Source organism: Arthrobacter sp. PTI12, from assembly GCF_056679915.1.
Window position 1 is genome coordinate 2,899,465 of record NZ_CM155256.1, and the last position, 23,749, is coordinate 2,923,213.

Consider the following 23,749-nt stretch of genomic DNA (forward strand, 5'->3'; position numbering starts at 1 on the left):
AAATGTGGCATTCGTTGTACAAGTTCCCTACAACACGGAGATACGTCGAAGACTCAAGCCGAAGACGCCGATCCACTGCCACACAAACAATTCCCAACAAGTCTAACAGATTGGGCGTCGTGACTGGAACGGCATGGTAAAGGGGCCCGGACTGCAGTGGAATCTGCTGTCCGGGCCCCTTCACTCACTCAGGAAGGAAACGTCTCCTAGCGGAAGTCGCTCGATCCCATGTCATAGTCATCCAGCGGGATGGCATGGAACTCAGGGCTGAGTCCGCCGTCGACACCTGCATAGTCAAAGTCGCTGAACGCGCTCGGACCGGTGAACAGGTTGGCCTTGGCTTCCTCGGTGGGCTCGACCGTGATCTTCGTGTAGCGGTCCAGGCCGGTGCCGGCCGGGATGAGCTTACCGATGATCACGTTCTCCTTCAGGCCGAGCAGCGGATCACTCTTGCCTTCCATGGCGGCCTGCGTGAGGACACGCGTGGTCTCCTGGAAGGAAGCGGCTGACAGCCAGGACTCCGTGGCGAGGGAGGCCTTGGTGATACCCATGAGCTCGGGCCTGCCTGAAGCAGGCTTCTTGCCCTCGGACACCACGCGGCGGTTCTCGTTCTCGAACCGGCGACGCTCGGCCAGCTCACCCGGGAGCAGGTCCGAGTCCCCGGACTCGATGACCGTGACGCGCCGCAGCATCTGCCGGACGATGACTTCCACGTGCTTGTCGTGGATGCCGACGCCCTGGCTGCGGTACACGCGCTGAACCTCGTCCACCAGGAATTCCTGTGCCTTGCGCGGGCCGAGGATGCGGAGAATCTGCTTGGGATCAACCGCACCGAAGACCAGCTGCTGGCCAACCTCGACGTGATCGCCGTCGGCTACCAGTAGGCGTGCACGCCGCAGTACCGGGTAGGCGATCTCTTCGGAGCCGTCGTCCGGAGTGACCACGAGGCGCAACTGCTTCTCTGCGTCCTCGATGGTGACCCGTCCGGCGACCTCGGAGATCGGCGCGACACCCTTGGGCGTACGCGCTTCGAAGAGCTCCTGGATACGGGGCAGACCCTGGGTGATGTCTTCCGCCGATGCAACACCACCGGTGTGGAAGGTACGCATGGTCAACTGCGTGCCCGGCTCACCGATGGACTGCGCAGCGATGATGCCGACTGCTTCACCGATGTCCACGGTCTTGCCGGTGGCCAGCGAACGGCCGTAGCACAGTGCGCAGGTACCGACACTGGACTCACACGTCAGGACCGAGCGGACCTTGATGTCCGTCACTCCAGCCGCAAACAGCTTGCCGATCAGCACGTCGCCGACGTCGGAGGCAGCAGGAGCCAGCACCTCGCCCTTGGAATCAACGACGTCGGTGGCCAGCGTGCGTGCGTAAGCCGAGTTCTCGACTTCCTCATGCAGGACGAGCTCGCCGTCGTGATTCGGTACAGCGATGGTGACATTCAGACCGCGCTCGGTACCGCAATCGTCCTCGCGGACGATGACGTCCTGGGACACGTCCACGAGACGACGGGTCAGGTAACCAGAGTTCGCGGTACGCAGAGCGGTATCGGCGAGACCCTTACGGGCACCGTGCGTGGCGATGAAGTACTCCAGAACCGACAGGCCCTCACGGTAGGAGGACTTGATCGGACGCGGGATGATCTCACCCTTGGGGTTTGCCACCAGGCCACGGATACCGGCGATCTGACGAACCTGCAGCCAGTTACCACGGGCGCCGGAAGACACCATGCGGTTGATGGTGTTGTCCTTCGGCATTGCACCGCGCATGGACTCGGCTACCTCGTTGGTTGCCTTGTTCCAGATGTCGATCAGTTCCTGACGGCGTTCCTCATCAGCGATGAGGCCCTTGTCGAACTGCGACTGCACCTTGGCTGCCTGCGTCTCGTAGCCCTCCATGATTCCGGCCTTGTTGATCGGCGCGGAGATGTCGGAGATGGCCACGGTCACGCCTGAACGGGTTGCCCAGTAGAAACCGGCGTCCTTCAGGTTGTCCAGCGTTGCCGCGGTGACGACCTTCGGGTAGCGCTCGGCGAGATCGTTCACGATCGTGGAGAGCTCACCCTTGTCAGCGACCTTGTCCACCCAGGGGTAATCCTCAGGCAAAGTGTCGTTGAACAGGACCTGGCCGAGCGAGGTTTCGATCAGCGCCGGAGTGCCTTCTTCCCAGCCTTCGGGGGCTGTGGTGTCAGGACCCGGAATGAAGTGCGGAACACGAATCTTCACGACCGAGTTCAGGTGCAGCTCGCCGGAGTCGAAGGCCATGATCGCCTCAGCCGGGCTGGAGAAGATACGTCCCTCCCCTGCCGAACCCTCACGCTTGGTGGTCAGGTGGTGCAGACCGATGATCATGTCCTGCGAAGGAAGGGTCACCGGACGGCCGTCCGAAGGCTTCAGGATGTTGTTCGAGGACAGCATCAGGATGCGTGCCTCAGCCTGGGCCTCCGGGCTCAGCGGCAGGTGCACTGCCATCTGGTCGCCGTCGAAGTCAGCGTTGAACGCGCCACAGACCAGCGGGTGAAGCTGAAGGGCCTTGCCTTCAACCAGCTGCGGCTCGAACGCCTGGATGCCGAGACGGTGCAGGGTAGGCGCACGGTTCAGCAGCACGGGGTGCTCGGTGATGATCTCTTCAAGGACATCCCAGACCTGCGGGCGATAACGCTCAACCATGCGCTTCGCGCTCTTGATGTTCTGAGCGTGGTTGAGGTCAACCAGACGCTTCATCACGAACGGCTTGAAGAGCTCCAGAGCCATCTGCTTGGGCAGACCACACTGGTGCAGCTTCAGCTGCGGACCAACGACGATGACCGAACGGCCCGAGTAGTCGACGCGCTTGCCAAGGAGGTTCTGGCGGAAGCGGCCCTGCTTGCCCTTGAGCATGTCAGAGAGCGACTTCAGCGGGCGGTTGCCCGGCCCGGTGACCGGACGTCCGCGACGACCGTTGTCGAACAGGGAATCAACAGCTTCCTGGAGCATGCGCTTTTCGTTGTTCACGATGATCTCGGGTGCGCCGAGATCGAGCAGGCGCTTCAGGCGGTTGTTGCGGTTGATCACGCGACGGTACAGGTCGTTCAGGTCGGAGGTCGCGAAGCGGCCACCGTCCAGCTGAACCATCGGGCGCAGTTCCGGCGGGATCACCGGTACGGCATCGAGCACCATGCCCAGCGGGCTGTTGGTGGTGGTCAGGAACGCGTTGACAACCTTCAGGCGCTTCAGGGCGCGGGTCTTGCGCTGGCCCTTGCCATTCTGGATGATGTCGCGGAGCAGCGCGGCCTCAGCCTGCATGTCGAAGTTCTCGAGGCGCTTCTTGATAGCCTCGGCTCCCATGGAGCCCTCGAAGTACAGACCGTAGCGGTCGCGGAGCTCACGGTAGAGGCCCTCGTCACCTTCGAGGTCTGCAACCTTGAGGGTCTTGAAGCGGTCCCAGACCTGCTCGAGGCGCTCGATCTCAGCATCCGCACGCTTGCGGAGGTTCGCCATCTGGCGGTCCGCCGAGTCACGTGCCTTCTTCTTGTCCGCAGCCTTGGCGCCTTCACCCTCAAGACGGGCAAGCTCGTCCTCGAGGTCGCGGGCGATGGCAGCGATGTCGGAGTCCCGCTGGTCGACGAGCTGCTTCTTCTCGAGGTCGTGTTCGGCCTGGAGGTTAGGCAGTTCGGCGTGACGGTTCTCCTCGTCCACCGAGGTGATCATGTAGGCGGCGAAATAGATGACCTTTTCCAGGTCTTTCGGTGCCAAATCAAGGAGGTAGCCAAGACGCGACGGAACGCCCTTGAAGTACCAGATGTGTGTCACGGGAGCGGCCAGCTCGATGTGGCCCATGCGCTCACGGCGCACCTTGGCACGGGTGACCTCAACGCCACACCGCTCACAGATGATTCCCTTGAAACGCACGCGCTTGTACTTGCCGCAGTAGCATTCCCAGTCACGCGATGGGCCGAAGATCTTCTCGCAGAAGAGTCCGTCCTTCTCAGGCTTGAGGGTGCGGTAGTTGATGGTTTCCGGCTTCTTGACTTCGCCGTACGACCAACCGCGGATCTCTTCCGCGGTGGCCAGGCCGATTCGCATGTGGCCGAATGAGGATTCGCTGGACATATGGTCCCTGTCTCTCTTTATTCTCTAAATTCACAAAGTCTTATGGGTGCGGGGCGAGGAGGGGTGCACCGAACCGGCGTTCAATCGAACGCCGGCTCGGCGCTGTGAAAGCTAAACCTCTTCGACGGAACTCGGCTCGGCCCGTGAGAGGTCGATGCCCAGCTCTTCCGCGGCCCGGAAGACTTCTTCATCCGAGTCACGCATCTCGATCGTGGTGCCGTCCGTGGAAAGTACTTCCACGTTCAGGCACAGCGACTGCATTTCCTTGATCAGAACCTTGAAGGATTCCGGAACACCCGGCTCGGGGATGTTCTCGCCCTTGACGATTGCCTCGTACACCTTGACGCGTCCGTGGATGTCATCAGACTTGATGGTCAGGAGTTCCTGCAGCGTGTAAGCCGCACCGTAAGCCTCGAGGGCCCACACTTCCATCTCACCGAAGCGCTGGCCGCCGAACTGCGCCTTACCACCCAGCGGCTGCTGCGTGATCATCGAGTACGGGCCGGTGGACCGGGCGTGAATCTTGTCATCCACCAGGTGGTGGAGCTTCAGGATGTACATGTAGCCAACGGAGATCGGATCCGGGAACGGCTCGCCGGAGCGGCCGTCGAACATGCGTGCCTTGCCGGACTCGCCGATGAGGCGGTGTCCGTCGCGGGTGACGTTCGTGGAACCAAGAAGACCGACGATCTCGTCCTCGGTAGCGCCGTCGAACACTGGTGTCGCGACGGTGGTGGTGTCAATCTCCCGGGGAAGGTTCGGAAGGTTCTTGAGCCACTCGGGCTCGCCCTCGATCTTCCAGCCCTGCTTGGCAGCCCATCCAAGGTGGATCTCGAGGACCTGGCCGACGTTCATACGGCCCGGAACACCCAGCGGGTTCAGGACGATATCGACAGGGGTTCCGTCCTCGAGGAACGGCATGTCCTCGATCGGCAGGATCTTGGAGATGACGCCCTTGTTGCCATGACGGCCGGCCAGCTTGTCGCCGTCCGTGATCTTGCGCTTCTGGGCAACGTAGACGCGCACCAGCTGGTTGACGCCCGGGGGCAGCTCGTCGTCATTGTCGCGGTCGAAGATGCGGACACCGATGACCGTGCCGGATTCCCCGTGGGGAACCTTCAGCGATGTGTCGCGAACCTCGCGGCTCTTCTCGCCGAAGATGGCACGCAGCAGGCGCTCTTCCGGGGTCAGTTCCGTTTCACCCTTGGGGGTAACACGGCCAACCAGGATGTCGCCGGCCTCGACCTCCGCACCGATGTGGATGATGCCGCGCTCATCGAGCGCGCCAAGCACCTCTTCGGAGACGTTCGGGATGTCGCGGGTGATTTCCTCGGCACCAAGCTTGGTGTCGCGGGCGTCAACCTCGTGCTCCTCGATGTGGATCGAGGTCAGGACATCGTCGGAGACGATGCGCTGGGACAGGATGATCGCGTCCTCGAAGTTGTGGCCTTCCCAGGACATGAACGCAACGAGCATGTTCTTGCCGAGCGCGAGCTCGCCCTGGTCCGTGGAGGGACCGTCCGCGATGATCGTGTTGTACTCGACGCGGTCGCCCTCGCCAACCAGCACACGCTGGTTGTAGGCGTTGCCCTGGTTGGAGCGCGCGAACTTCATGATCGGGTAGTTGGTCTCGGTGCCGTCATCATTCAGGACGGTCACCAGATCAGCCGATACCTCTGACACCACACCAGCTTTGTTGGCCGTTACGGCGTCACCGGCGTCAACGGCGGCGTTCCGCTCCATACCGGTGCCCACGAGGGGCCGCTCGGAACGGAGCAGGGGCACGGCCTGACGCTGCATGTTCGCACCCATGAGGGCGCGGTTGGCGTCGTCGTGCTCCAGAAACGGGATCATCGCGGTTGCGACGGACACCATCTGGCGCGGGGAGACATCCATGTACTCAACGTCGGCGGCTTCGACGAGAACGGGCTCGCCTGAACCACCACGGGTACGCACGAGGACCATGTCCTCTTCGAACTTGTTGTTCGAATCGAGCGGCGCGTTTGCCTGGGCAATCAGCCGCTCAACCTCGTCGTCTGCCGTGAGGTAGTCGATCTGGTCGGTGACGACGCCGTTCTCAACCTTGCGGTACGGGGTCTCGATGAAACCGAAGGTGTTGATCCGGCCGTAGGATGCCAGCGAGCCGATCAGGCCGATGTTCGGGCCTTCAGGAGTTTCGATCGGGCACATGCGGCCGTAGTGGGACGGGTGAACGTCACGGACCTCCATGCCGGCGCGGTCACGGGAAAGACCACCCGGGCCCAGCGCGGACAGGCGGCGCTTGTGCGTCAGTCCGGCGAGCGGGTTGTTCTGGTCCATGAACTGCGATAGCTGGGAAGTTCCGAAGAATTCCTTGATCGCAGCGACAACCGGGCGGATGTTGATCAGGGTCTGCGGCGTGATCGCCTCGACGTCCTGGGTGGTCATCCGCTCGCGGACAACGCGCTCCATACGGGACAGGCCGGTGCGGACCTGGTTCTCGATGAGCTCACCGACGGCGCGGATGCGGCGGTTGCCGAAGTGGTCGATGTCATCGACCTCAACGCGCAGCTCCACGTCTTCGCCGTCACGCTTGCCCGTCAGGGTGGTTTCCCCGGCGTGCAGTGCAACCAGGAACTTGATCATCGCGACGATGTCATCGATGTTCAGGACCGAGGCGTCAGAATCACCGAGGTTCTTGTCGATGCCGAGTTTGCGGTTGATCTTGTACCGGCCAACCTTCGCCAGGTCATAGCGCTTGGAGTTGAAGTACAGGTTATCCAGCAGCGTCTTGGCAGCCTCGACCGTGGGCGGCTCTCCCGGGCGGAGCTTGCGGTAGATATCCAGCAAGGCGTCTTCCTGGGTCTCCGTAGCGTCCTTCTCGAGGGTGGCGCGGATGGAGTCATACTCGCCGAATGTCTCGAGGATCTGGCCTTCAGTCCAGCCAAGGGCCTTGAGGAGCACGGTGACCGACTGCTTGCGCTTGCGGTCAAGGCGTACGCCAACCTGATCGCGCTTGTCGATCTCGAGCTCGAACCAGGCACCACGAGACGGGATGATCTTCGCGCTGAAGATGTCCTTGTCACTGGTCTTGTCCGCAGCGCGCTCAAAGTATGCGCCGGGGGAACGAACGAGCTGGGAGACAACGACACGCTCGGTGCCGTTGATGACGAACGTACCCTTCTCCGTCATCAGCGGGAAGTCGCCCATGAACACGGTCTGCTGCTTGATCTCGCCCGTGTTGTTGTTCATGAACTCGGCCTTGACGTACAGCGGGGCCGCGTAGGTTGCGTCGCGGTCCTTGCACTCAGCCATGGTGTACTTCGGATCAGCGAATTCAGGCTCCGAGAAGCTCAGGGACATGGTGCCCTGGAAGTCCTCGATCGGAGAAATCTCTTCGAAGATGTCAGCGAGGCCGGAAGTGGTGGCCACACCCTGGAGGCCCTGCTTCAGCGCTTCTTCAACTCGCGCCTTCCAGCGCTCGTTGCCTACCAGCCAGTCAAAGCTGTCTGTCTGCAGGGCGAGAAGATTGGGAACGTCCAGCGGTTCGTGAATCTTTGCGAATGATAGCCGGGGTGCGGCGCCGTCGGCGTCGACCTGGCTGGTAGCGGTTGCATTAAGTGAGGTGCTCGGGGCGACCAAGAGGGATCCTTCCACAGACCAACAGGCGTGTTCTTACGATCACTCCCTGCACCGGTTAGGTGCCAACCTGACGCCCGCATTCGCTCATCGGATACAGCCCAGAGGGAAGCCAATGAGGGCAACCCGACTTTTCCGTTAAATGACGAATGCGTGGCAAAGCCCACCGCTATATGAAGGCTGAGGTTATGAGGGAAGACGCAAATATCTACTGTACGTCAGGGTAGCGACAATGTCCAACCGGATGTGGTATACGGGTTCGACGGCAATCGATCGCAGCAAGATGGTTTCAGTGAATGGTCATTAGCTGAAAAGCGACGGTGTGGCGGTAATCTTGAAGAAGGACGCGCCGGCAGCACCATGCGCCGTGCAATTCGATGACGAAAGCGAGCGGAACCTCCCATGAACAGTCCCGAGCAGAACCCCCAGGATGTTGTCATCGTAGGCGGTGCACGCACTCCGCAGGGCCGCCTCAATGGACAGCTGGCAGCCTTCACCGCAGTCGAGCTTGGCGCCTTCGCCGTTGCCGGTGCGCTGGAACGGTCCGGAGTGTCGGCCGCAGATGTGGACGCCGTCATCCTGGGGCACGTTGTGCAGGCCGGTTGTGGCCAGAACCCAGCACGGCAGACCTCCATCAAGGCCGGCATCGGCTGGGATGTTCCTACCGTGACGGTCAACAAGGTCTGCCTTTCCGGCCTCACCGCGGTGATTGACGCTGCACGGCTGATCCGCAGCGGAGAGGCGAGCGTCGTCGTCGCCGGCGGACAGGAATCCATGACGCATGGTCCTCACCTGCTTCCGGGTGCCCGCCAGGGTTGGACCTACGGCACAATGCCCGCAGTCGATTCCGTTGCGCACGACGGCCTCACCGACGCTTTCGACTCCGAATCGATGGGCGCGTCGACCGAACGCGGCAACACGGGCCTGGGTATCGACCGGACAGCACAGGACGAGGTCGCAGCATCCTCACACCAGCGTGCCGCGGCAGCAACAGAGTCCGGAGTGTTCAAGGACGAGATTGTTCCCGTGCACGTTCCGCAGCGCAAGGGCGATGACCTGGTTGTCTCCGCGGATGAGGGGTTGCGGCCCAACACCACCGTCGAAACCCTCGCCGGATTGAAGCCCGCCTTCGCGAAGGATGGCACCATCACTGCGGGGAACTCCTCCCCACTGTCCGACGGCGCGGCCGCCCTGGTACTGACCAGCCGGGAGAATGCGGAAGCCAACGGCTGGGAGATCCTTGCCGTTGTAGGGCGCCCCGGCCAGGTGGCGGGACCAGATAATTCCCTGCACTCCCAGCCGTCCAAGGCCATTGAGCAGGCTCTCGACCGCGCTGGGTGGAGTACCGCTGACCTCGATTTTGTCGAGATCAACGAAGCTTTCGGTTCGGTTGCCTGCCAATCCCTCAAGGACCTCGACCTGCCGCTGGACAAATGCAATATCCACGGCGGTGCGATCGCGCTCGGCCACCCTATTGGCGCATCAGGGGCACGGCTCGCCCTCCATGCGGCACTGGAACTGCAGCGCAGAGGCAGCGGAAAAGCCGCGGTATCCCTCTGCGGCGGCGGCGGCCAGGGCGAGGCGCTGCTGCTGTACCGCGACTGACACCCGGCGTGCCCTGCGGTGCCCGCAGACCATCAGGCCGCAGACATAAAACAGCCCCGGAACCAGATGGTTCCGGGGCTGTTTTAGAAGGTTCGAAGAACCTACTTGAGGGTGACGGTAGCGCCGGCGGCCTCGAGGGCCTCCTTGGCCTTCTCTGCCGTTTCCTTGTTGGCGCCTTCGAGAACAGCCTTCGGTGCACTGTCTACAACGTCCTTGGCCTCTTTCAGGCCGAGGGAGGTGAGGGCGCGAACTTCCTTGATAACCGCGATCTTCTTGTCGCCGGCAGCTTCGAGGATGACGTCGAAGGAATCCTTCTCTTCCTCAGCAGCTTCGCCTGCGCCGCCGCCGCCGGGGCCTGCAACTGCAACTGCAGCAGCGGTGACGTCGAAGGTCTCCTCGAACAGCTTGACGAAGTCCGAGAGTTCGATGATGGACAGTTCCTTGAAGGCTTCAATGAGCTCTTCGTTGGTGAGCTTTGCCATGGCTAAAGCATCCTTCCTGATGTGGTGCGCGCGGCACCGGAGTGTGGTGGGTGAGAATTACTTCTCTTCGGGGGCAGCTGCTTCTTCGGCAGCCTCGGCAGGAGCGGCATCCGCGGCTGCGGGTGCCTCCTCTGCCGCGGGAGCTTCGGCGGTTGCCGCAGGTGCAGCGTCCCCGTTCTCCTCCAACTTGATGCGCAGGGCATCGACGGTGCGGGCAAGTGCGGACATGGGTGCCTTGAGGACACCTGCCACACGGGCCAGCTGGAACTCACGCGACTCAAGAGCAGCAAGAGCGACTACCGCCGTAGCGTCGAGGGCCTTGCCCTCGAAGTAACCGGTCTTGATGACGAGCTGTGGGTTGGTCTTCGCGAAATCCGTCAGGCTCTTTGCCGCAGCAACGGCGTCACCCTTGATGAAAGCGATTGCAGTGGGTCCGGCAAGCTGGCCTTCGAACGCGTCGATGCCGGCTTCCTTGGCTGCAATGCCAGTCAGGGTGTTCTTGACGACAGCGTATTTGGTCTCGGCGCCGAGTGAACGGCGCAGTTCCTTAAGCTGTGCAACGGAGAGCCCACGGTATTCGGTTAGGACAGCAGCGGTGGATTCCTTGAAATCAGTGGTGATCTCATCCACGGCCGAAACCTTTGTTGGCGTTGCCATAACCCTCCTTCCGGGGAATTGGTGCCGGTGATCGGCCCAATAAAAACGCCCCGCGCAGATGCACGGGGCTTGACCACTCAGAGCTTGTTACTCTCCGGAAGGTTTAGCTTCGTTCACCTGCGCTGGCCGCCCTTACGGGAACTTTCAGATGCACACAAGAAGCTGAACGAATTCAGTCAGGTGTTCATCGACCGACGGTCTTTGGTACTTCAACCTTACGGGACAGGGGCGGAGCGGCCAAATTGGCCGCCCTACCCCTTCATCCCGCGGACTCCAGCTTCTTCTGCCAGGCGGCGGTATATCCCTCAGGTGTGAATCCAAGCTCAATATTGACGTCAAGCATGTGCCGGTTCTCCTCGGCATTCCACGTGTAGACCTGCCGCGTTTCCGGCCAGACGTCGGGAACGGCAAGCAGGTTCGCCGCCTTGAGCCACATCCCCAGCCGGTGACCGCGGTGGGCGGAAACCACCAGGGTGTCCTCCTGATACGCCGTTCCAGGCTTCTCCGCGCGCCTTTCGAGGATGGTATGACCGACCAGGTGTCCGCTCGGCCTATGTAGAACGGCCCGAACGAGACTGCTGCCGCCCTCACGTTCAAGGCGGCCCTCATTCTCACGCACGCGACCTCCATCCCACACCTCTTCTTCCCAGTCCAGTTCCCCCATCGGGACGTCGGTGCTCATGGTCTTCCGCAAGTGTGCGTACTCCTCGAGGAGCTCATCGGGGCAGCGGTCCACCCAGTCCACTACGGCATAATCCGGACCTGCGATTTTGGCGGCATCAGCGGTAAGCGCTGTGAGCCGGCAGGAGTTCCAATTCACCGGAAGCACGCTGCACCGGTCCACCTGCGCGAGGGAGAATCCGCGTGCGGTGGCGAAACAGGCAGCGAGCGACGTCGACGGGAAGGCGCCTGCCCCTGTTGCCGGAGTGAGTACCCTGGCCGGATCGAAACCGGCCCGGTGGTCCGTCCACCCCATGATCGTGGAGCGACCGCGCCGCTGCCCATGGTCCTCGACAGCGGCGTAGAGGGCTGAGCCGAAGCCCAGCCTGCGACGCTCAGGATGGACGATGACGAACGCGTAGCAGGTTTGAAGATTGTCCGTGAGCGGTACGTCCACGACGGCCTTGCCCACCACCCGCTCCCCCTCAAAAGCAAGGAAGATGGCCCGCTCCTCGTAATGATTCGGTTTAGAGCTCTCGAACCGCGTCTGTGCCGTATGGCAGTGATCGTCATTGCCCCACACCTCACGTTCAATGAGGTTGCTGAGCTCCGAGGCGGCAATGAACGGTTGGGCCTCGGGTACATCCAGGGACTCCGGCAGCACGTACGGCCGAACACTCACGTCGGTAATGGTCATGGTGAGAATTCTCGCTTTGTGATTGGGGAATGTCAATCACTTTCTTGACTGCAATGGCTCCCCGCTGGGAACACGCACGAAAAAGGCGGGTGCAGCAATAGCCGCACCCGCCTCAACACATCGAATCCCTAGGCGTCTGCCAGGACCTTGGTGACGTTCGGGTCAACCGAGATGCTCGGTCCGAAGGTGGTGGTGACCGTTGCCTTCTGGATGTAGCGGCCCTTGGAAGCTGACGGCTTCAGGCGGAGCACTTCTTCCAGCGCAATCGCGTAATTCTCGGCCAGCTTGCGCTCGTCGAAGGAGACCTTACCGATGATGAAGTGGAGATTGGAGTGCTTGTCGACGCGGAAGTCGATCTTTCCACCCTTGATGTCGGTGACAGCCTTGGTGACGTCGGGGGTGACGGTACCGGTCTTCGGGTTGGGCATGAGGTTACGGGGACCCAACACCTTACCGAGGCGGCCAACCTTGCCCATGAGGTCAGGGGTGGCAACTGCTGCGTCGAAATCGACCCAACCGCCGGCTACCTTCTCGATCATGTCGTCTGACCCGACGAAATCGGCTCCGGCAGCAATTGCCGCCTCAGCCTTGTCACCTGTTGCGAAGACCAGGACGCGCTTGGTCTTGCCGGTGCCGTGAGGCAGGTTAACGGTGCCGCGCACCATCTGGTCTGCCTTACGGGGATCAACGCCGAGGCGGAAAGCCACCTCTACCGTTGCGTCGAATGATGAAGGATTGGTTTCCTTCGCCAGGGCTACTGCCTCTACCGGCGCGTACTGCTTGTTCGCGTCGATCTTGGCGGCAGCTGCCTCATATGCTTTGCTGCGCTTTGCCATCTGCTCTTTCTCCTTATGCAGTTGTGGTCTACGGACCGCGCTGGGCCCTGCCACAGACATCCTGTGCCCGTATGGCACGGTGTCATTCTTTGATCTATCAGTGGTTGTCGATGTTAGTCGACGGAGATGCCCATCGACCGGGCGGTACCGGCGATGATCTTGGCTGCTGCCTGGACATCATTGGCGTTGAGGTCTTCCATCTTCATGGTGGCGATTTCCTCAACCTGCGCCCGGCTCAGCTTGGCAACCTTGACGGTGTGCGGCGTAGCCGAACCCTTCTGCACGCCTGCTGCCTTCTTGATCAGCTCGGCGGCCGGCGGGGTCTTGGTGACGAAGGTGAACGAGCGATCCTCGTACACCGTGATTTCAACGGGAATAACGTTCCCGCGCTGGGATTCTGTTGCGGCGTTGTACGCCTTGCAGAACTCCATGATGTTGACACCGTGCTGGCCAAGTGCCGGACCGATCGGAGGAGCCGGGTTGGCGGCGCCTGCGTTGATCTGCAGCTTGATGAGGCCGGTGACCTTCTTCTTGGGGGCCATGAAAGGGTCCTTTTCTTACATTTCGTTCCTCGGGACAGGAGCGTCCCGGGGATGGTGACCGCCATGGCGTGGCGGCCGGCCGTCCTGACGGGTCAAAGCGGACCCGTCGAAGACGAAACTTACTGGATCTTGGTTACCTGGTTGAACGAGAGGGTAACCGGGGTCTCGCGCTCGAAGATGGAAACCAGCACAACGAGCTGCTGGGATTCCGGCTTGATCTCGGAGATGGTGGCCGGAAGAGTCTCGAAGGGACCCTCGTTGACGGTGACGGACTCGCCGACCTCGAAGTTGACCATGGCTGGTGTGACCTGTGCGCGCGCCGGCTTACCTGCCTCGCCGCCACTCTTCACGATGGTGTGCTCCAGCATCGAGAAAACCTCATTGAGGCTCAACGGCACGGGATCATGCGCGTTACCGACGAACCCTGTGACGCCGGGGGTGTGCCGAACCGCGCCCCACGACTCATCCGTGAGGTCCATGCGTACCAGCACGTAGCCCGGGATACGGACGCGGTTCACGATCTTGCGCGTGGTGTTTTTGATCTCCACGACTTCTTCCATGGGCACCTGGATCTCGAAAATGAAATCCTCCATGTCCAGGGTCTGGATACGGGTTTCCAGGTTCGCCTTTACGCGGTTCTCATAACCGGCGTAGGAGTGGATCACGTACCAGTCGCCGTCCTGGCGACGAAGCTTCGACTTGAACTCGGCAACCGGGTCCACTTCGGGTTCCGGAGCCTCCTCAGCAGAGTCCGCCTCAACCGAGGTTTCTTCGCTCGTAGCGGCGTCATCACTGGCAGAGGAGTCATCGCTGGGAGCGGAGTCATCGCTAGCAGCGGCGTCATCACTGTCCGCGGGCGCAGCGGTATCAGCAGGGGCGTCTTCCGCACCTGCTGCTGTTACCTGATCCTCGGTACCCAGATCTTCCTCGTCGGTTGTGATCTGTCGTTCGAGTTCTTGCTCGGACACCTAGCTGCCTGCTTTCTGGATTGCTGTGCTTGCTCGATACTGCCTCTTGAGGGCAGAAACTAGCTGCCGCCGAAGACCCACACCGCACCGGCGCCGAACAACAAGTCCAAACCGGTGACGATGAGCATCATGATGATCACGAACACCAGGACGGTGATAGTGAACCGGATCAGTTCCTTGCGGGTGGGGACAACCACCTTGCGCAGTTCGGCGATGACCTGACGTACAAACAGGATGATCCGACCGAAGAATCCACGCTTCGGACTCTCCTTGCCGGCGGGGTTTCCCTTGGAGCTGCTTTCAGCCGTATCGGTCACCTTCAACCTCACCAATCCTGTAGGTACCTGAGCTGGCCGCACTGACCCATCACTCATAGAGCGTTCAACGCCGCACTGCCGCATGCTGTCCATGACGGTGATGCGCAGGGCAGACAGGACTCGAACCTGCAACCTGCGGTTTTGGAGACCGCTGCGCTACCAATTGCGCCACTACCCTTTGGAGTGAAGATTCGCTGCTGCCCCTACCCTCAGCAATACCGCTGCGCAGGCACGGACCATCATGGCGACTTCAACACCGAGGAACTAGTCTACGCAATCACGGACCCAACGTCGAACCGGACGAACCTCGCGCGTTCGAACGCCTCCTGCCCCGTCGTCCAGTGCGCCGCGACAGGCTGTGTTCAGCGGGTAAGCCCTAAGCTGAGACAAGGCTTACACCCGAGCCTGACCTCATCTCCAAGACCAACCCACCTCAACTGACGGGAAGACCATGACTGCCGCTGATGCCCTGTCCCAGCACTCCAACGGACGCGTGTCCCAGCGAATCGGCGCGATTGCAGAGTCAGCGACGCTGGCCGTCGACGCCAAGGCCAAAGCGCTGAAGGCGGCAGGACGGCCTGTAATAGGCTTCGGCGCCGGCGAGCCGGACTTCCCCACACCGGATTACATCGTGGATGCCGCAGTCGACGCAGCTCGTCAGCCCCGGTTCCACCGCTACTCCCCCGCAGGAGGGCTGCCGGAACTCAAGCAGGCTGTTGCCGAGAAGACCCTGCGTGATTCCGGTTATGAGGTGGACCCGGCCCAGGTTCTGGTGACCAACGGCGGCAAACAGGCAGTCTACGAGTCGTTCGCCACGCTGCTGGATCCGGGCGACGAGGTGCTGGTCCCGACCCCGTACTGGACCACCTACCCGGAGGCCATCCGGCTGGCCGGAGGAGTCCCGGTCGAGGTTTTTGCCGGCCCGGAGCAGTCCTACCTGGTATCCATCGACCAACTCGAGGCCGCACGGACGCCGCGCACCAAGATCCTGCTCTTCGTTTCCCCCTCCAACCCCACCGGCTCGGTGTACTCCCCGGAACAGGTTCGCGAAATCGGTGAGTGGGCGGCCGGTCACGGCCTGTGGGTAGTCACGGACGAGATCTACGAACACCTCACCTACGACGACGTCCCGTTCACCTCCATTGCGACAGCCGCACCCTCGCTGGGCGACCGCGTGGTGATCCTGAACGGCGTGGCCAAGACCTATGCAATGACGGGCTGGCGCGTAGGTTGGATGATCGGCCCGAAGGACGTGGTGAAGGCAGCAACCAACCTGCAGTCACACGCAACGTCGAACGTGGCCAATGTGTCACAGATGGCGGCTCTCGCAGCTGTGTCCGGACCACTGACCGCGGTGGAGGAGATGAAGAAGTCCTTCGACCGCCGTCGTCGTGCCATGGTTTCCGGGCTGAACAAGATTGACGGTATCCAGTGCCCCACACCGCACGGCGCGTTTTACGCGTATGCGGATGTCCGCGAACTCCTCGGCAGGGAGCTTGCCGGTGCACGGCCGGCGACGTCGGCGGAACTGGCTGCCCTGATCCTCGACACCGTCGAGGTAGCGGTGGTTCCCGGTGAAGCTTTTGGACCGAGCGGATATCTTCGACTTTCCTACGCGCTTGGCGACGAAGACCTCGCGACCGGCGTCGGCCGCCTCCAGGAGTTCCTCGGTTCAGCGCGCTGACTTGCGCGCTTGGCGCTGCGGCGGCCGCCGCGGGCCCTGGTGACCTGCGCTTCATCCGGCGGCCACCGCGATGCCCCGGAGTGGTTGGGCATCGCGGAGCGGGCAGGGCCCGCGGTGGCCGTCGCATAACGCACCCCGCGAAGACCAGGGACGCTAGAGCAGCCGGCGCTCCGCCGCCCAGCGGGTGAGCTCGTGCCGGGAGGAGAGCTGCAGCTTCCGCAGCACCGCTGACACGTGGGTCTCGACGGTCTTGATGGAAATGAACAACTCCTTCGCGACCTCCTTGTAGCTGTAACCGCGGGCGATCAGCCGCATCACTTCGAGTTCCCGGGCGGACAGCCGGTCGAGTTCGCTCTCGGCGGCCGCTACCGCTGCGGTGCCGAACGCATCGAGCACAAAGCCGGCGAGCCGCGGCGAGAACACTGCATCGCCTGACGCCACGCGCAGCACCGCGTTGGAGATGTCAGCGCCCGTGATGGTCTTGGTGACATATCCGCGCGCACCTGCCCGGATGACGGTGACTACGTCTTCGGCGGAATCGGACACGCTGAGCGCCAGGAACCGCGTGGTCTGGCGGACGTCACCGCATCCTGCGATCACCTCAGCGCCTCCCCCGCCTTTGCCTCCCGGCAGATGAACATCGAGGAGGACTACCTGCGGCTGCTGTTCCAGGATGACCGCGATGGCCTCCTCCACCGTGGCTGCCTCACCGACAACCCGGACACGGCCGTCGAGATCCGCCTTCACACCGGACCGGAAAATGGCGTGGTCATCAACAACGACGACGGTGATCGGCTCAGTCATGCGGAGCTCCTGCTTCCTCTTCGGGCATGGTCAGTTGAACTTCCGTTCCCGCTTCCGAGCTTCGGATCCGCGCGGTACCTCCGTGGCGCTGCATGCGGTTGATGACCGACTCACGGATGCCCAACCGATCGGCCGGAACCGCTTCCGGATCAAAACCGGCACCGCGGTCGCGGACAAACACCTGCGAGACAGCAGTCCCGGCCTCAAGATAGACGGAGACAGCGCCGCCCGCATGCTTGGCTGCATTGAGGATGGCCTCGCGGGTTGCCTGCACCAAGGCATCCTGGCGCGGAGTCATGGGTGCCTCTCCCACGGAGACGACGTCGACGGGATGCCCGTATTCCTCTTCCACCTCCGCTGCAACCGCCTTGACGCGGTCCGCGAGGTTCCCGGTCCGCTCCGCCGTATCTGCGTAGAGCCACCGACGCAGTTCCCGTTCCTGTGCCCGCGCGAGCCGGATGACATCCTGCTCGGAGGCTGCACGGTTCTGGATCAGTGCCAGCGTCTGCAGCACGGAGTCATGGAGGTGGGCCGCGATTTCCGCGCGCTGGGTTTCACGGACACGCGCCGACCGCTCAGCCTCAAGGTCCTTCCAGAACTTCAGGCCCCACGGCGCCAGTACCAGCCCTACACCGCCGAGCACCGCTGCCGTGGCCAGCAGCACCGGCCAGGTGAACTCCCAGGACAGCGACCCGGAAACAAGAATCAACAGGCCGACCATCACCAGTACCAGGCCCGCAGCCAGCCGTGCCACACCTTCAGCCCGGGTGGCCCCCGCGTTATCCATCAGCCGGGCGCGGCGGGTTTCGTCGAGCTGGGACCACGCGAGAACGGCGCCAAGGGCCACCGCGCCGACCGGTACCAGCCAGCCCCACTGGACGGTCACCCCGAGCTGCTGGGCCACCAATGCGGCCGCGACCACGAGGAGCCCGACGCCGATCATCACCTCCCTGCTGCCCGCAGCACCGAATGACCGCGGCGGTTTGGATCCCGGTCCTGCGAGGACGGGCGCGCCCAGCCGCAGGCCGGCGGGAGTCGCTACGCCCCGCCGTCGTTCTTCAGTGGTGGGAACCAGCAGCCACAGCCAGCCATAGAGAACGACGCCGACACCGCCCACCAGGGAAAGCGCCACCATGGAGATGCGGGCGACCCGCAACGAGACTCCGAGGTGTGCTGCCAGGCCGCCGCAGACGCCCGCGATGAGGGCATCATCGGAGCGGAGCAGCGGGGGTCTCATGAGTCAATCCAAGCACGCTCAGGGCTCGCCGTTACCCGTTCTCAGGGGAATACCGCCGTAGCTCAGGGATGGTTCAGGGTCAGCCCCGATGGTTGGAACGCCGGCGGAGGACAAGGATGAAGATATGAACTCGCATGATGGCCCTTCCTCCTCGCCCCGGGACGCTGACGGCGCTCCGGAATCCGCTGCAGGCAGCGGATACCCCCACGCATATGACGGCGGCCAGCCGGGTGCAACACCCGGTGGTTCCCCGGGCGCCGCTTCCAGCACTCCACGCGCCGGCTCCGGTGCCGGCTTCTTCGGCTGGGTCCGGAGCCTGCGGGTGACCCGGGGGCAGGACCGCTGGATCGGCGGAGTCGCAACCGGCATTTCCGCCCGAACCGGGCTGGACGTGGTCCTGGTCCGCGGACTTTTTGTGGTGCTCGCAATCTTCGGCGGAATCGGGCTGCTCGCCTATGGGCTTGCGTGGGCACTCCTGCCGGAACCCGACGGTCGCATCCACGCGGAATCCGCTGCACGCGGCAGCTGGACGTCCGGCATGACCGGTGCCCTGGTTGTTTCCCTCCTCGGGCTGTGGCGCCCCAACGCGCCGTTCTTCGGCAATACCGGCGGATTCGGCGGGTTCATCTGGAGCCTGTTCTGGATCGGGGTTGCGGTGTTCATTGTCTATTGGATCTCCAACGCCAACCGGAACAGGAACAGCAACGATGGAGCGGGGACCGGCAGCGCTACCGGTACCGCGCCCACTGACGTCTATTCGATGGCTCCTCCTCCCACCCGACCATTCATCGGCCCGACCCGCCCTCCGGTCAAGGCCGTCGCTAAAGCGTCGGCACCGCGCCCCACGGGAGCCGACGTCGCCATCTTCCTCGGCGGCGCGCTCCTCCTCGCAGCACTCGTGCTGGTCCTTGACTATGTCGGCGTACTGGCGCTCGGCGGCAGCGTCATCGCTGTGGCACTGGCGACCGGCGTCGTCGTTCTGGGGCTTGGAATTGTCCTGCTGGGAATCCGCGGACGCACGTCCGGCGGACTCGGTTTCCTGGCCGCGGTCGGGATTGCGGCCACCGTTCTTTCGTCAGCGTCGCCCGTGACGGGCAACTGGGTCCTCGCCGATCAGGGCAGATGGTCCATCACGGCCGCAAGCCCGGCATCCGAGGGGTACACCGTCGTCGTCGGCCAGGGCCGCGTGGATCTGACCGGACTCGCGGACATCACTGAGGACGTCATCATCCCCGTCAACGCAGCGGCCGGGAACGTCGGGATCCTGGTTCCGGAAGGCGTTCCAGTTGATGTGCGGTCGCGGCTGGCGCTGAGCTCAACCGAGGTGGTGAGTGCCGGTGAAACCACCAGCGTCGGTGGAATCTGGCAGCCGCGGACCCTGCACCTTAACGAGGACGCAGACGGCCCGCGCATCATTCTCGACATGCGCGGTGTGGTCAGCCACATCACCGTCGCCACCACCGAAACCGCACTCCTGGACACCGAAAGCAGGCAGGAACGATGAGCACCCTCTATCCCAACAAGCACAACCCCAACAAGCATGACGACGACGCACGGCCCCGCGCCGGGACCATCATCTGGGGCGTCCTCGCCATTGTGATTGGCATCCTCGTGCTGGCCGGTGAACTGACAGGCCTGGTGCTTGACCCGGTACTCGTGGCTATGGTGCTCCTCGTCGCCACCGGCGTGGCACTGATCATCGGCGGCATCCTTTCAATGAACCGCCGCAACTGAGCGGTATCAGCCAATCCCCTACTGCCCGTGACATTCCCCTTCCACTACGAAAGCATGGACTAATGAACTCCTTCTTCAACGCCCTCCGCTCCTCCCCCATCAAACGCGCGCCGGGCGGCTGGTTCGGCGGCATCGCCTCCGGGATCGCCCTCAGGTTCGGCTGGTCCGTGGGACTGGTGCGGATCGGCATCCTGCTCAGCTTCCTGCTGCCCGTGATCGGCCTGCCGGTGTACGTAGTGCTCTGGCTGCTGCTGCCCAAGACCGACGGCACGATTGCGCTGGAAAAACTCGTTTCGAATCGCTGACTGTAGGTTCCGGAACCGCCGCGGGGTCTTCACAAACCCCCGCGGCGGTTCAGTGTGTCTAGAATCATACGTGGCTCAAGGAGGCGCCTGACCAGATCACCCAAGTCCACCATTGATTGGAAAACGCCTTAGATGAAGATCGGAATCCTCACCAGCGGAGGCGATTGCCCCGGGCTCAACGCGGTAATCCGCGGAGCTGTCCTGAAGGGCATCAAGACCGACAACCTCGAGTTCGTGGGGTTCCGTGACGGCTGGCGGGGCGTAGTGGAAGGCGACATCATCGACCTTCCGCGGCATGCGGTCCGGGGCATCTCCAAGCAGGGCGGCACCATTCTGGGGACCTCGCGCACCAACCCGTTCGACGGCAAGGGTGGCCCTGACGCGATCAAGGCCACCCTTGACCGGCTCGGCATCGACGCGATGATCGCCATTGGCGGCGAAGGCACCCTGGCAGCGGCCAAGCGCCTCACGGACGCCGGGCTGAAGATTGTCGGCGTCCCGAAGACTGTCGATAACGACCTCGACGCCACCGACTACACCTTCGGCTTCGACACAGCCGTGCAGATTGCCACCGAAGCCATCGATCGGCTCCGGACCACGGGTGAATCACACTCACGCTGCATGGTCGCCGAAGTGATGGGCCGCCACGTTGGCTGGATTGCCCTACACGCCGGCATGGCATCCGGTGCACACGCCATCCTCATCCCCGAACAGCAAACCTCCATCGAACAGGTCTGCGAGTGGGTCACCGATGCCAGGGACCGCGGCCACGCGCCGCTGGTGGTCGTCGCCGAAGGCTTTGTCCCCGCACACATGGAGCAGCCGCACTCCGAGCGCGGGCTGGACACCTTCGGCAGGCCGCGCCTGGGCGGTATCGCGGACCAGCTGGCTCCCGAGATCGAGGCCCGAACGGGCATTGAAACCCGCGCCACGGTACTCGGGCACATCCAGCGGGGCGGCGTCCCTTCCGCCTTTGACCGGGTGCTGGCCACGCGTCTCGGTATGGCTGCCGTCGACTCGGTCATCGACGGGCTGTGGGGCACCATGGTCTCGCTCAACGGCACCGAGATCGCACACGTGGGTTTCGATGCCGCGCTCGGCAACCTCAAATGCGTTCCGCAGCACCGCTACGACGAAGCGGCCATCCTCTTCGGCTGAGTACCGCCCGGACGTCTGCCCTTCCCAGCTAACGGGAGTTCCATGAACCTCGAACCAGGCACAATCTCGATCATCCAGTTGGCCTGGTCCAGGCTGCTGGGATTCGACGACGGCGCCATGGCCGGCACATGCCACCGCATCTACCGCGAAGACAACAACGCACCGCTGCTCATGTTCGTGTCCCTCTTCGGGAAGGAAGCGCTGGTCGGCCCCACCTGGGCGCTGGACGCAGCAAAGGATCTGACCGGCGTCGAACTTTCACGGCATTCAACGCTGCTGTCCATGAGCCGCCCGCACGGCGGACGGGGGCTCGGCGAAGCGTACCTGTACTTCTCTGACAACCTGCCGTCATTCCCGGACAGCGGGCCCCTGGTCAGCAGCGACCCCGCGCACGCGCGGGCGCTCGAGCGGCTCTGCCCGCCGGATGATGTGGCCGAGGTGGGGCTGAGCGCTATGGAGAACAGCTGCGTCCTCGTGGACGAGTCCAGCGAACCGCCGCTCCCGCTCGCCGGCGCCGGCTATGACATCTGGGAAGGCATCCTTGCCCACCTCGGCGTCCTCACCGCCCCTGATGAACGCCGGCGGGGTCATGCATCCTATGCAGTGTCGGTTGCCGTGGAGGAATCAATGGCTGCCGGACTCATTCCGCAGTGGCGTGCCCGCACGGACAATGTGGCCTCGCAGCGTACAGCGCTCCGGGCAGGCTTTGTCCACGCAGGGAGCCAGACCTCCGTTGTGCTGGAAAGCGGCGCTGTGCGAGGAGAGGCGGAACAGCGCGGCTAGCTGAACAGCTTCAGCATGTCCGTCCTGCCGAACATGGCTGCGGCGTCGCGGGCCGATGGCGTTCCGGCGTCTGGGCTGGCGCCTGCACTGAGCAACGCTTTCGCTACGTCCGCGTAGCCCTTGAAGACCGCACCGGCCAGCGGAGTCTGGCCGCGATCATTGGGGGCCTCTGCGTCGGCTCCACGTGCAAGGAGGTCCTCGACGACCGACGCGTGCCCGTTGTAGGCCGCGAGCATCACCAGGCTGTCTCCGGCAGCATTGGTCAGCGTGGCCGGCACTCCGGCGTCGAGATACTTCCGCAGGGTTGCGCCGTCACCCTCACGTGCTGCGTCAAGGAGTCGGTGAGCAAGCGCGATTGCTGCGTCAGCCGAAGAATCCGGGGCTTCCTGCTCGGTCATCCCCTACCGCCTTTCAGCAGTCCGGTGGGACGGCCGACAACCTGGCCGGCATCCGTGGCGACAATCAGTTCCTGTGCGGCGGCGTAGTGCTCCTCGCCGTCGACCACGTCTACGCCAGCCTCAGGGTCCACGCTGCGCTTGATGACGGCGAGACCGACAGCACCCATCTCATAATGCTGCCCGACTGAGGTGAGCGTACCCACCGTCCGGCCACCGACGACGACGGCGCTTCCACGCTCCGGAAGGGTGTGCTGGCTTCCGTCCAACTGCAGGAAGACGAGCCGACGCGGCGGGTGCCCCAGATTGTGCACGCGGGCGACGGTCTCCTGGCCCTTGTAGCAGCCCTTCGACAGGTGGACGGCCGTCCGCAGGAGGTCCAGCTCGTGCGGAATGGTGCGTTCGTCCGTCTCCACACCCAGCCGCGGACGCCAGGCAGCGATGCGCAGCGCCTCCGACGCCATGACACCGGCCAGGTTCAGCTCATCCACGGACTGCGCGAGTTCCGCGCGGGGAACCAGGTATTCATGCCAGGGCCGCTCCGCACCCGGGTGTGATTCCTCGCCGACGACACTGTAGGAGTACCCGCCGGTGCGGATGTGTGGCCAGGCGTCCGTCCAGGTGATGTTGTCCGCGAACCGCTCTACCGGCCGGACTGAACCGAGCGTGGCCCAGTCACCAGTGACGTCCGCAATCTCTACCCGAAGCATGAACTTCATGCGGTCAAGCCATGCAGCAAGTGGAGCGGCTTCCCAGCTTTCGGTGAGCAGCCAGGTGGTAGCGCCGTCGTCGACCACGCGGGGGCTGTATTCGATCCGGCCCTGCACGGTGAGCAGGAGCGTTTCAGTCGATTCACCCGGCGCCAGGTCGAGCAGGAGCTGCGAGGAAAGGGTGTTGAGCCAGCTCAGGCGGTCAGGGCCGCTGACGGTGACGACACCGCGGTGGGAAAGATCAACAATGGCCTCGCCGCGGGCCAGGGAACGCTGTTCCCTGAGCGGGTCACCGTAGTGCGCTGCCACCCCCTCATCGGGTGCGCCGGCAGCCACGGCGCCGGGCAGGGAAAGTAGCGGGCTTGAGTAAGTCATACCGTTGGCAACGTCATAGGCTGCAAAGCGTATTCCGGCAAGGGGTATTCCAACGGAGCACTCATACAATCCGCAGTGCCGC

General features: G+C 63.2%; 20 protein-coding genes and 1 tRNA gene. 7 read left to right on the top strand and 14 right to left on the bottom strand.

The genetic code is table 11. The features are described from left to right. Positions 1-206: 206 nt before the first annotated feature. Positions 207-4,100: a DNA-directed RNA polymerase subunit beta' gene (locus AC1MBU_RS13855; RefSeq protein WP_277359146.1), complete on the bottom strand. Its 3,894-nt coding sequence runs from the start codon at positions 4,098-4,100 to the stop codon at positions 207-209. Positions 4,101-4,211: 111 nt separating this feature from the next. Then, positions 4,212-7,721 carry a DNA-directed RNA polymerase subunit beta gene (rpoB, locus tag AC1MBU_RS13860; protein ID WP_056543988.1) on the bottom strand — a complete coding sequence of 1,170 codons (3,510 nt, stop codon included), beginning with the start codon at positions 7,719-7,721 and terminating at the stop codon, positions 4,212-4,214. A gap of 399 nt (positions 7,722-8,120) precedes the next feature. Here rpoB and AC1MBU_RS13865 point away from each other — a divergent pair, with 399 nt between their 5' ends. Further along, positions 8,121-9,323 (top strand): acetyl-CoA C-acetyltransferase, encoded by a 1,203-nt coding sequence (locus AC1MBU_RS13865; protein ID WP_056543985.1) that lies wholly within the window; start codon positions 8,121-8,123, stop codon positions 9,321-9,323. 101 nt (positions 9,324-9,424) lie between these two features. Here AC1MBU_RS13865 and rplL read toward each other — a convergent pair whose 3' ends face one another. The 8 genes from rplL to AC1MBU_RS13905 all read right to left on the bottom strand — a co-directional run bounded on the left by rplL (position 9,425) and on the right by AC1MBU_RS13905 (position 14,660). After that, positions 9,425-9,805 (bottom strand): 50S ribosomal protein L7/L12, encoded by a 381-nt coding sequence (gene rplL / locus AC1MBU_RS13870; RefSeq protein ID WP_056543982.1) that lies wholly within the window; start codon positions 9,803-9,805, stop codon positions 9,425-9,427. 57 nt (positions 9,806-9,862) lie between these two features. Then, entirely contained in the window at positions 9,863-10,462 is a 600-nt protein-coding gene (gene rplJ, locus AC1MBU_RS13875) for a 50S ribosomal protein L10 (protein WP_056543979.1), read from the bottom strand. A 259-nt stretch (positions 10,463-10,721) separates the two neighbouring features. Further along, complete coding sequence (locus AC1MBU_RS13880; protein WP_479787582.1) at positions 10,722-11,819, bottom strand: GNAT family N-acetyltransferase; 1,098 nt, start codon at positions 11,817-11,819, stop codon at positions 10,722-10,724. A 128-nt stretch (positions 11,820-11,947) separates the two neighbouring features. Further along, on the bottom strand, positions 11,948-12,655 hold the full coding sequence (rplA, locus tag AC1MBU_RS13885) for a 50S ribosomal protein L1 (protein ID WP_056543973.1): 708 nt from the start codon (positions 12,653-12,655) through the stop codon (positions 11,948-11,950). 113 nt (positions 12,656-12,768) lie between these two features. Beyond that, on the bottom strand, positions 12,769-13,197 hold the full coding sequence (gene rplK / locus AC1MBU_RS13890) for a 50S ribosomal protein L11 (protein WP_056543970.1): 429 nt from the start codon (positions 13,195-13,197) through the stop codon (positions 12,769-12,771). A gap of 119 nt (positions 13,198-13,316) precedes the next feature. Beyond that, positions 13,317-14,165, bottom strand: coding sequence for a transcription termination/antitermination protein NusG (nusG, locus tag AC1MBU_RS13895; protein ID WP_346027198.1), 849 nt, complete (start codon positions 14,163-14,165; stop codon positions 13,317-13,319). Positions 14,166-14,224: 59 nt separating this feature from the next. Then, a complete protein-coding gene (gene secE, locus AC1MBU_RS13900; RefSeq protein WP_235563106.1) occupies positions 14,225-14,482 on the bottom strand; it encodes a preprotein translocase subunit SecE in 258 nt (85 codons plus the stop codon). A gap of 105 nt (positions 14,483-14,587) precedes the next feature. Continuing rightward, positions 14,588-14,660 (bottom strand) — tRNA-Trp (locus AC1MBU_RS13905). Positions 14,661-14,933: 273 nt separating this feature from the next. Between AC1MBU_RS13905 and AC1MBU_RS13910 the strand changes: the two genes are divergently transcribed. Beyond that, the gene (locus AC1MBU_RS13910) at positions 14,934-16,166 is read left to right on the top strand and encodes a pyridoxal phosphate-dependent aminotransferase (RefSeq protein WP_479787585.1); all 1,233 of its coding nucleotides are present in this window, start codon (positions 14,934-14,936) and stop codon (positions 16,164-16,166) included. Positions 16,167-16,319: 153 nt separating this feature from the next. Here the strand turns inward: AC1MBU_RS13910 and AC1MBU_RS13915 are convergent, their stop codons facing one another. Further along, complete coding sequence (locus tag AC1MBU_RS13915) at positions 16,320-16,970, bottom strand: LuxR C-terminal-related transcriptional regulator (protein WP_056543963.1); 651 nt, start codon at positions 16,968-16,970, stop codon at positions 16,320-16,322. Next, entirely contained in the window at positions 16,963-18,207 is a 1,245-nt protein-coding gene (locus AC1MBU_RS13920; RefSeq protein WP_479787588.1) for a PspC domain-containing protein, read from the bottom strand. Before AC1MBU_RS13920 ends, AC1MBU_RS13915 begins: the two co-directional genes overlap by 8 nt. Positions 18,208-18,331: 124 nt before the next feature. Between AC1MBU_RS13920 and AC1MBU_RS13925 the strand changes: the two genes are divergently transcribed. From AC1MBU_RS13925 to AC1MBU_RS13945, 5 genes are all read left to right on the top strand, one after another. Then, the gene (locus AC1MBU_RS13925; protein ID WP_479787589.1) at positions 18,332-19,711 is read left to right on the top strand and encodes a PspC domain-containing protein; all 1,380 of its coding nucleotides are present in this window, start codon (positions 18,332-18,334) and stop codon (positions 19,709-19,711) included. Then, the gene (locus AC1MBU_RS13930) at positions 19,708-19,941 is read left to right on the top strand and encodes a hypothetical protein (RefSeq protein ID WP_479787591.1); all 234 of its coding nucleotides are present in this window, start codon (positions 19,708-19,710) and stop codon (positions 19,939-19,941) included. Before AC1MBU_RS13925 ends, AC1MBU_RS13930 begins: the two co-directional genes overlap by 4 nt. Before the next feature lie 62 nt (positions 19,942-20,003). Next, the gene (locus tag AC1MBU_RS13935) at positions 20,004-20,246 is read left to right on the top strand and encodes a PspC domain-containing protein (RefSeq protein WP_277359844.1); all 243 of its coding nucleotides are present in this window, start codon (positions 20,004-20,006) and stop codon (positions 20,244-20,246) included. Positions 20,247-20,378: 132 nt separating this feature from the next. Further along, positions 20,379-21,404, top strand: a complete 1,026-nt coding sequence (locus tag AC1MBU_RS13940) for a 6-phosphofructokinase (protein ID WP_479787593.1) — start codon at positions 20,379-20,381, stop codon at positions 21,402-21,404. Positions 21,405-21,446: 42 nt separating this feature from the next. Continuing rightward, positions 21,447-22,187 carry a GNAT family N-acetyltransferase gene (locus AC1MBU_RS13945; RefSeq protein WP_346027204.1) on the top strand — a complete coding sequence of 247 codons (741 nt, stop codon included), beginning with the start codon at positions 21,447-21,449 and terminating at the stop codon, positions 22,185-22,187. On the opposite strand, the gene AC1MBU_RS13950 is transcribed toward AC1MBU_RS13945, so the two are convergent. Continuing rightward, a complete protein-coding gene (locus AC1MBU_RS13950; RefSeq protein WP_277359841.1) occupies positions 22,184-22,585 on the bottom strand; it encodes an ankyrin repeat domain-containing protein in 402 nt (133 codons plus the stop codon). The genes AC1MBU_RS13945 and AC1MBU_RS13950 overlap by 4 nt on opposite strands. Continuing rightward, positions 22,582-23,667 (bottom strand): CAF17-like 4Fe-4S cluster assembly/insertion protein YgfZ, encoded by a 1,086-nt coding sequence (ygfZ, locus tag AC1MBU_RS13955; RefSeq protein WP_479787597.1) that lies wholly within the window; start codon positions 23,665-23,667, stop codon positions 22,582-22,584. Before ygfZ ends, AC1MBU_RS13950 begins: the two co-directional genes overlap by 4 nt. Between the last annotated feature and the right edge of the window lie 82 nt (positions 23,668-23,749).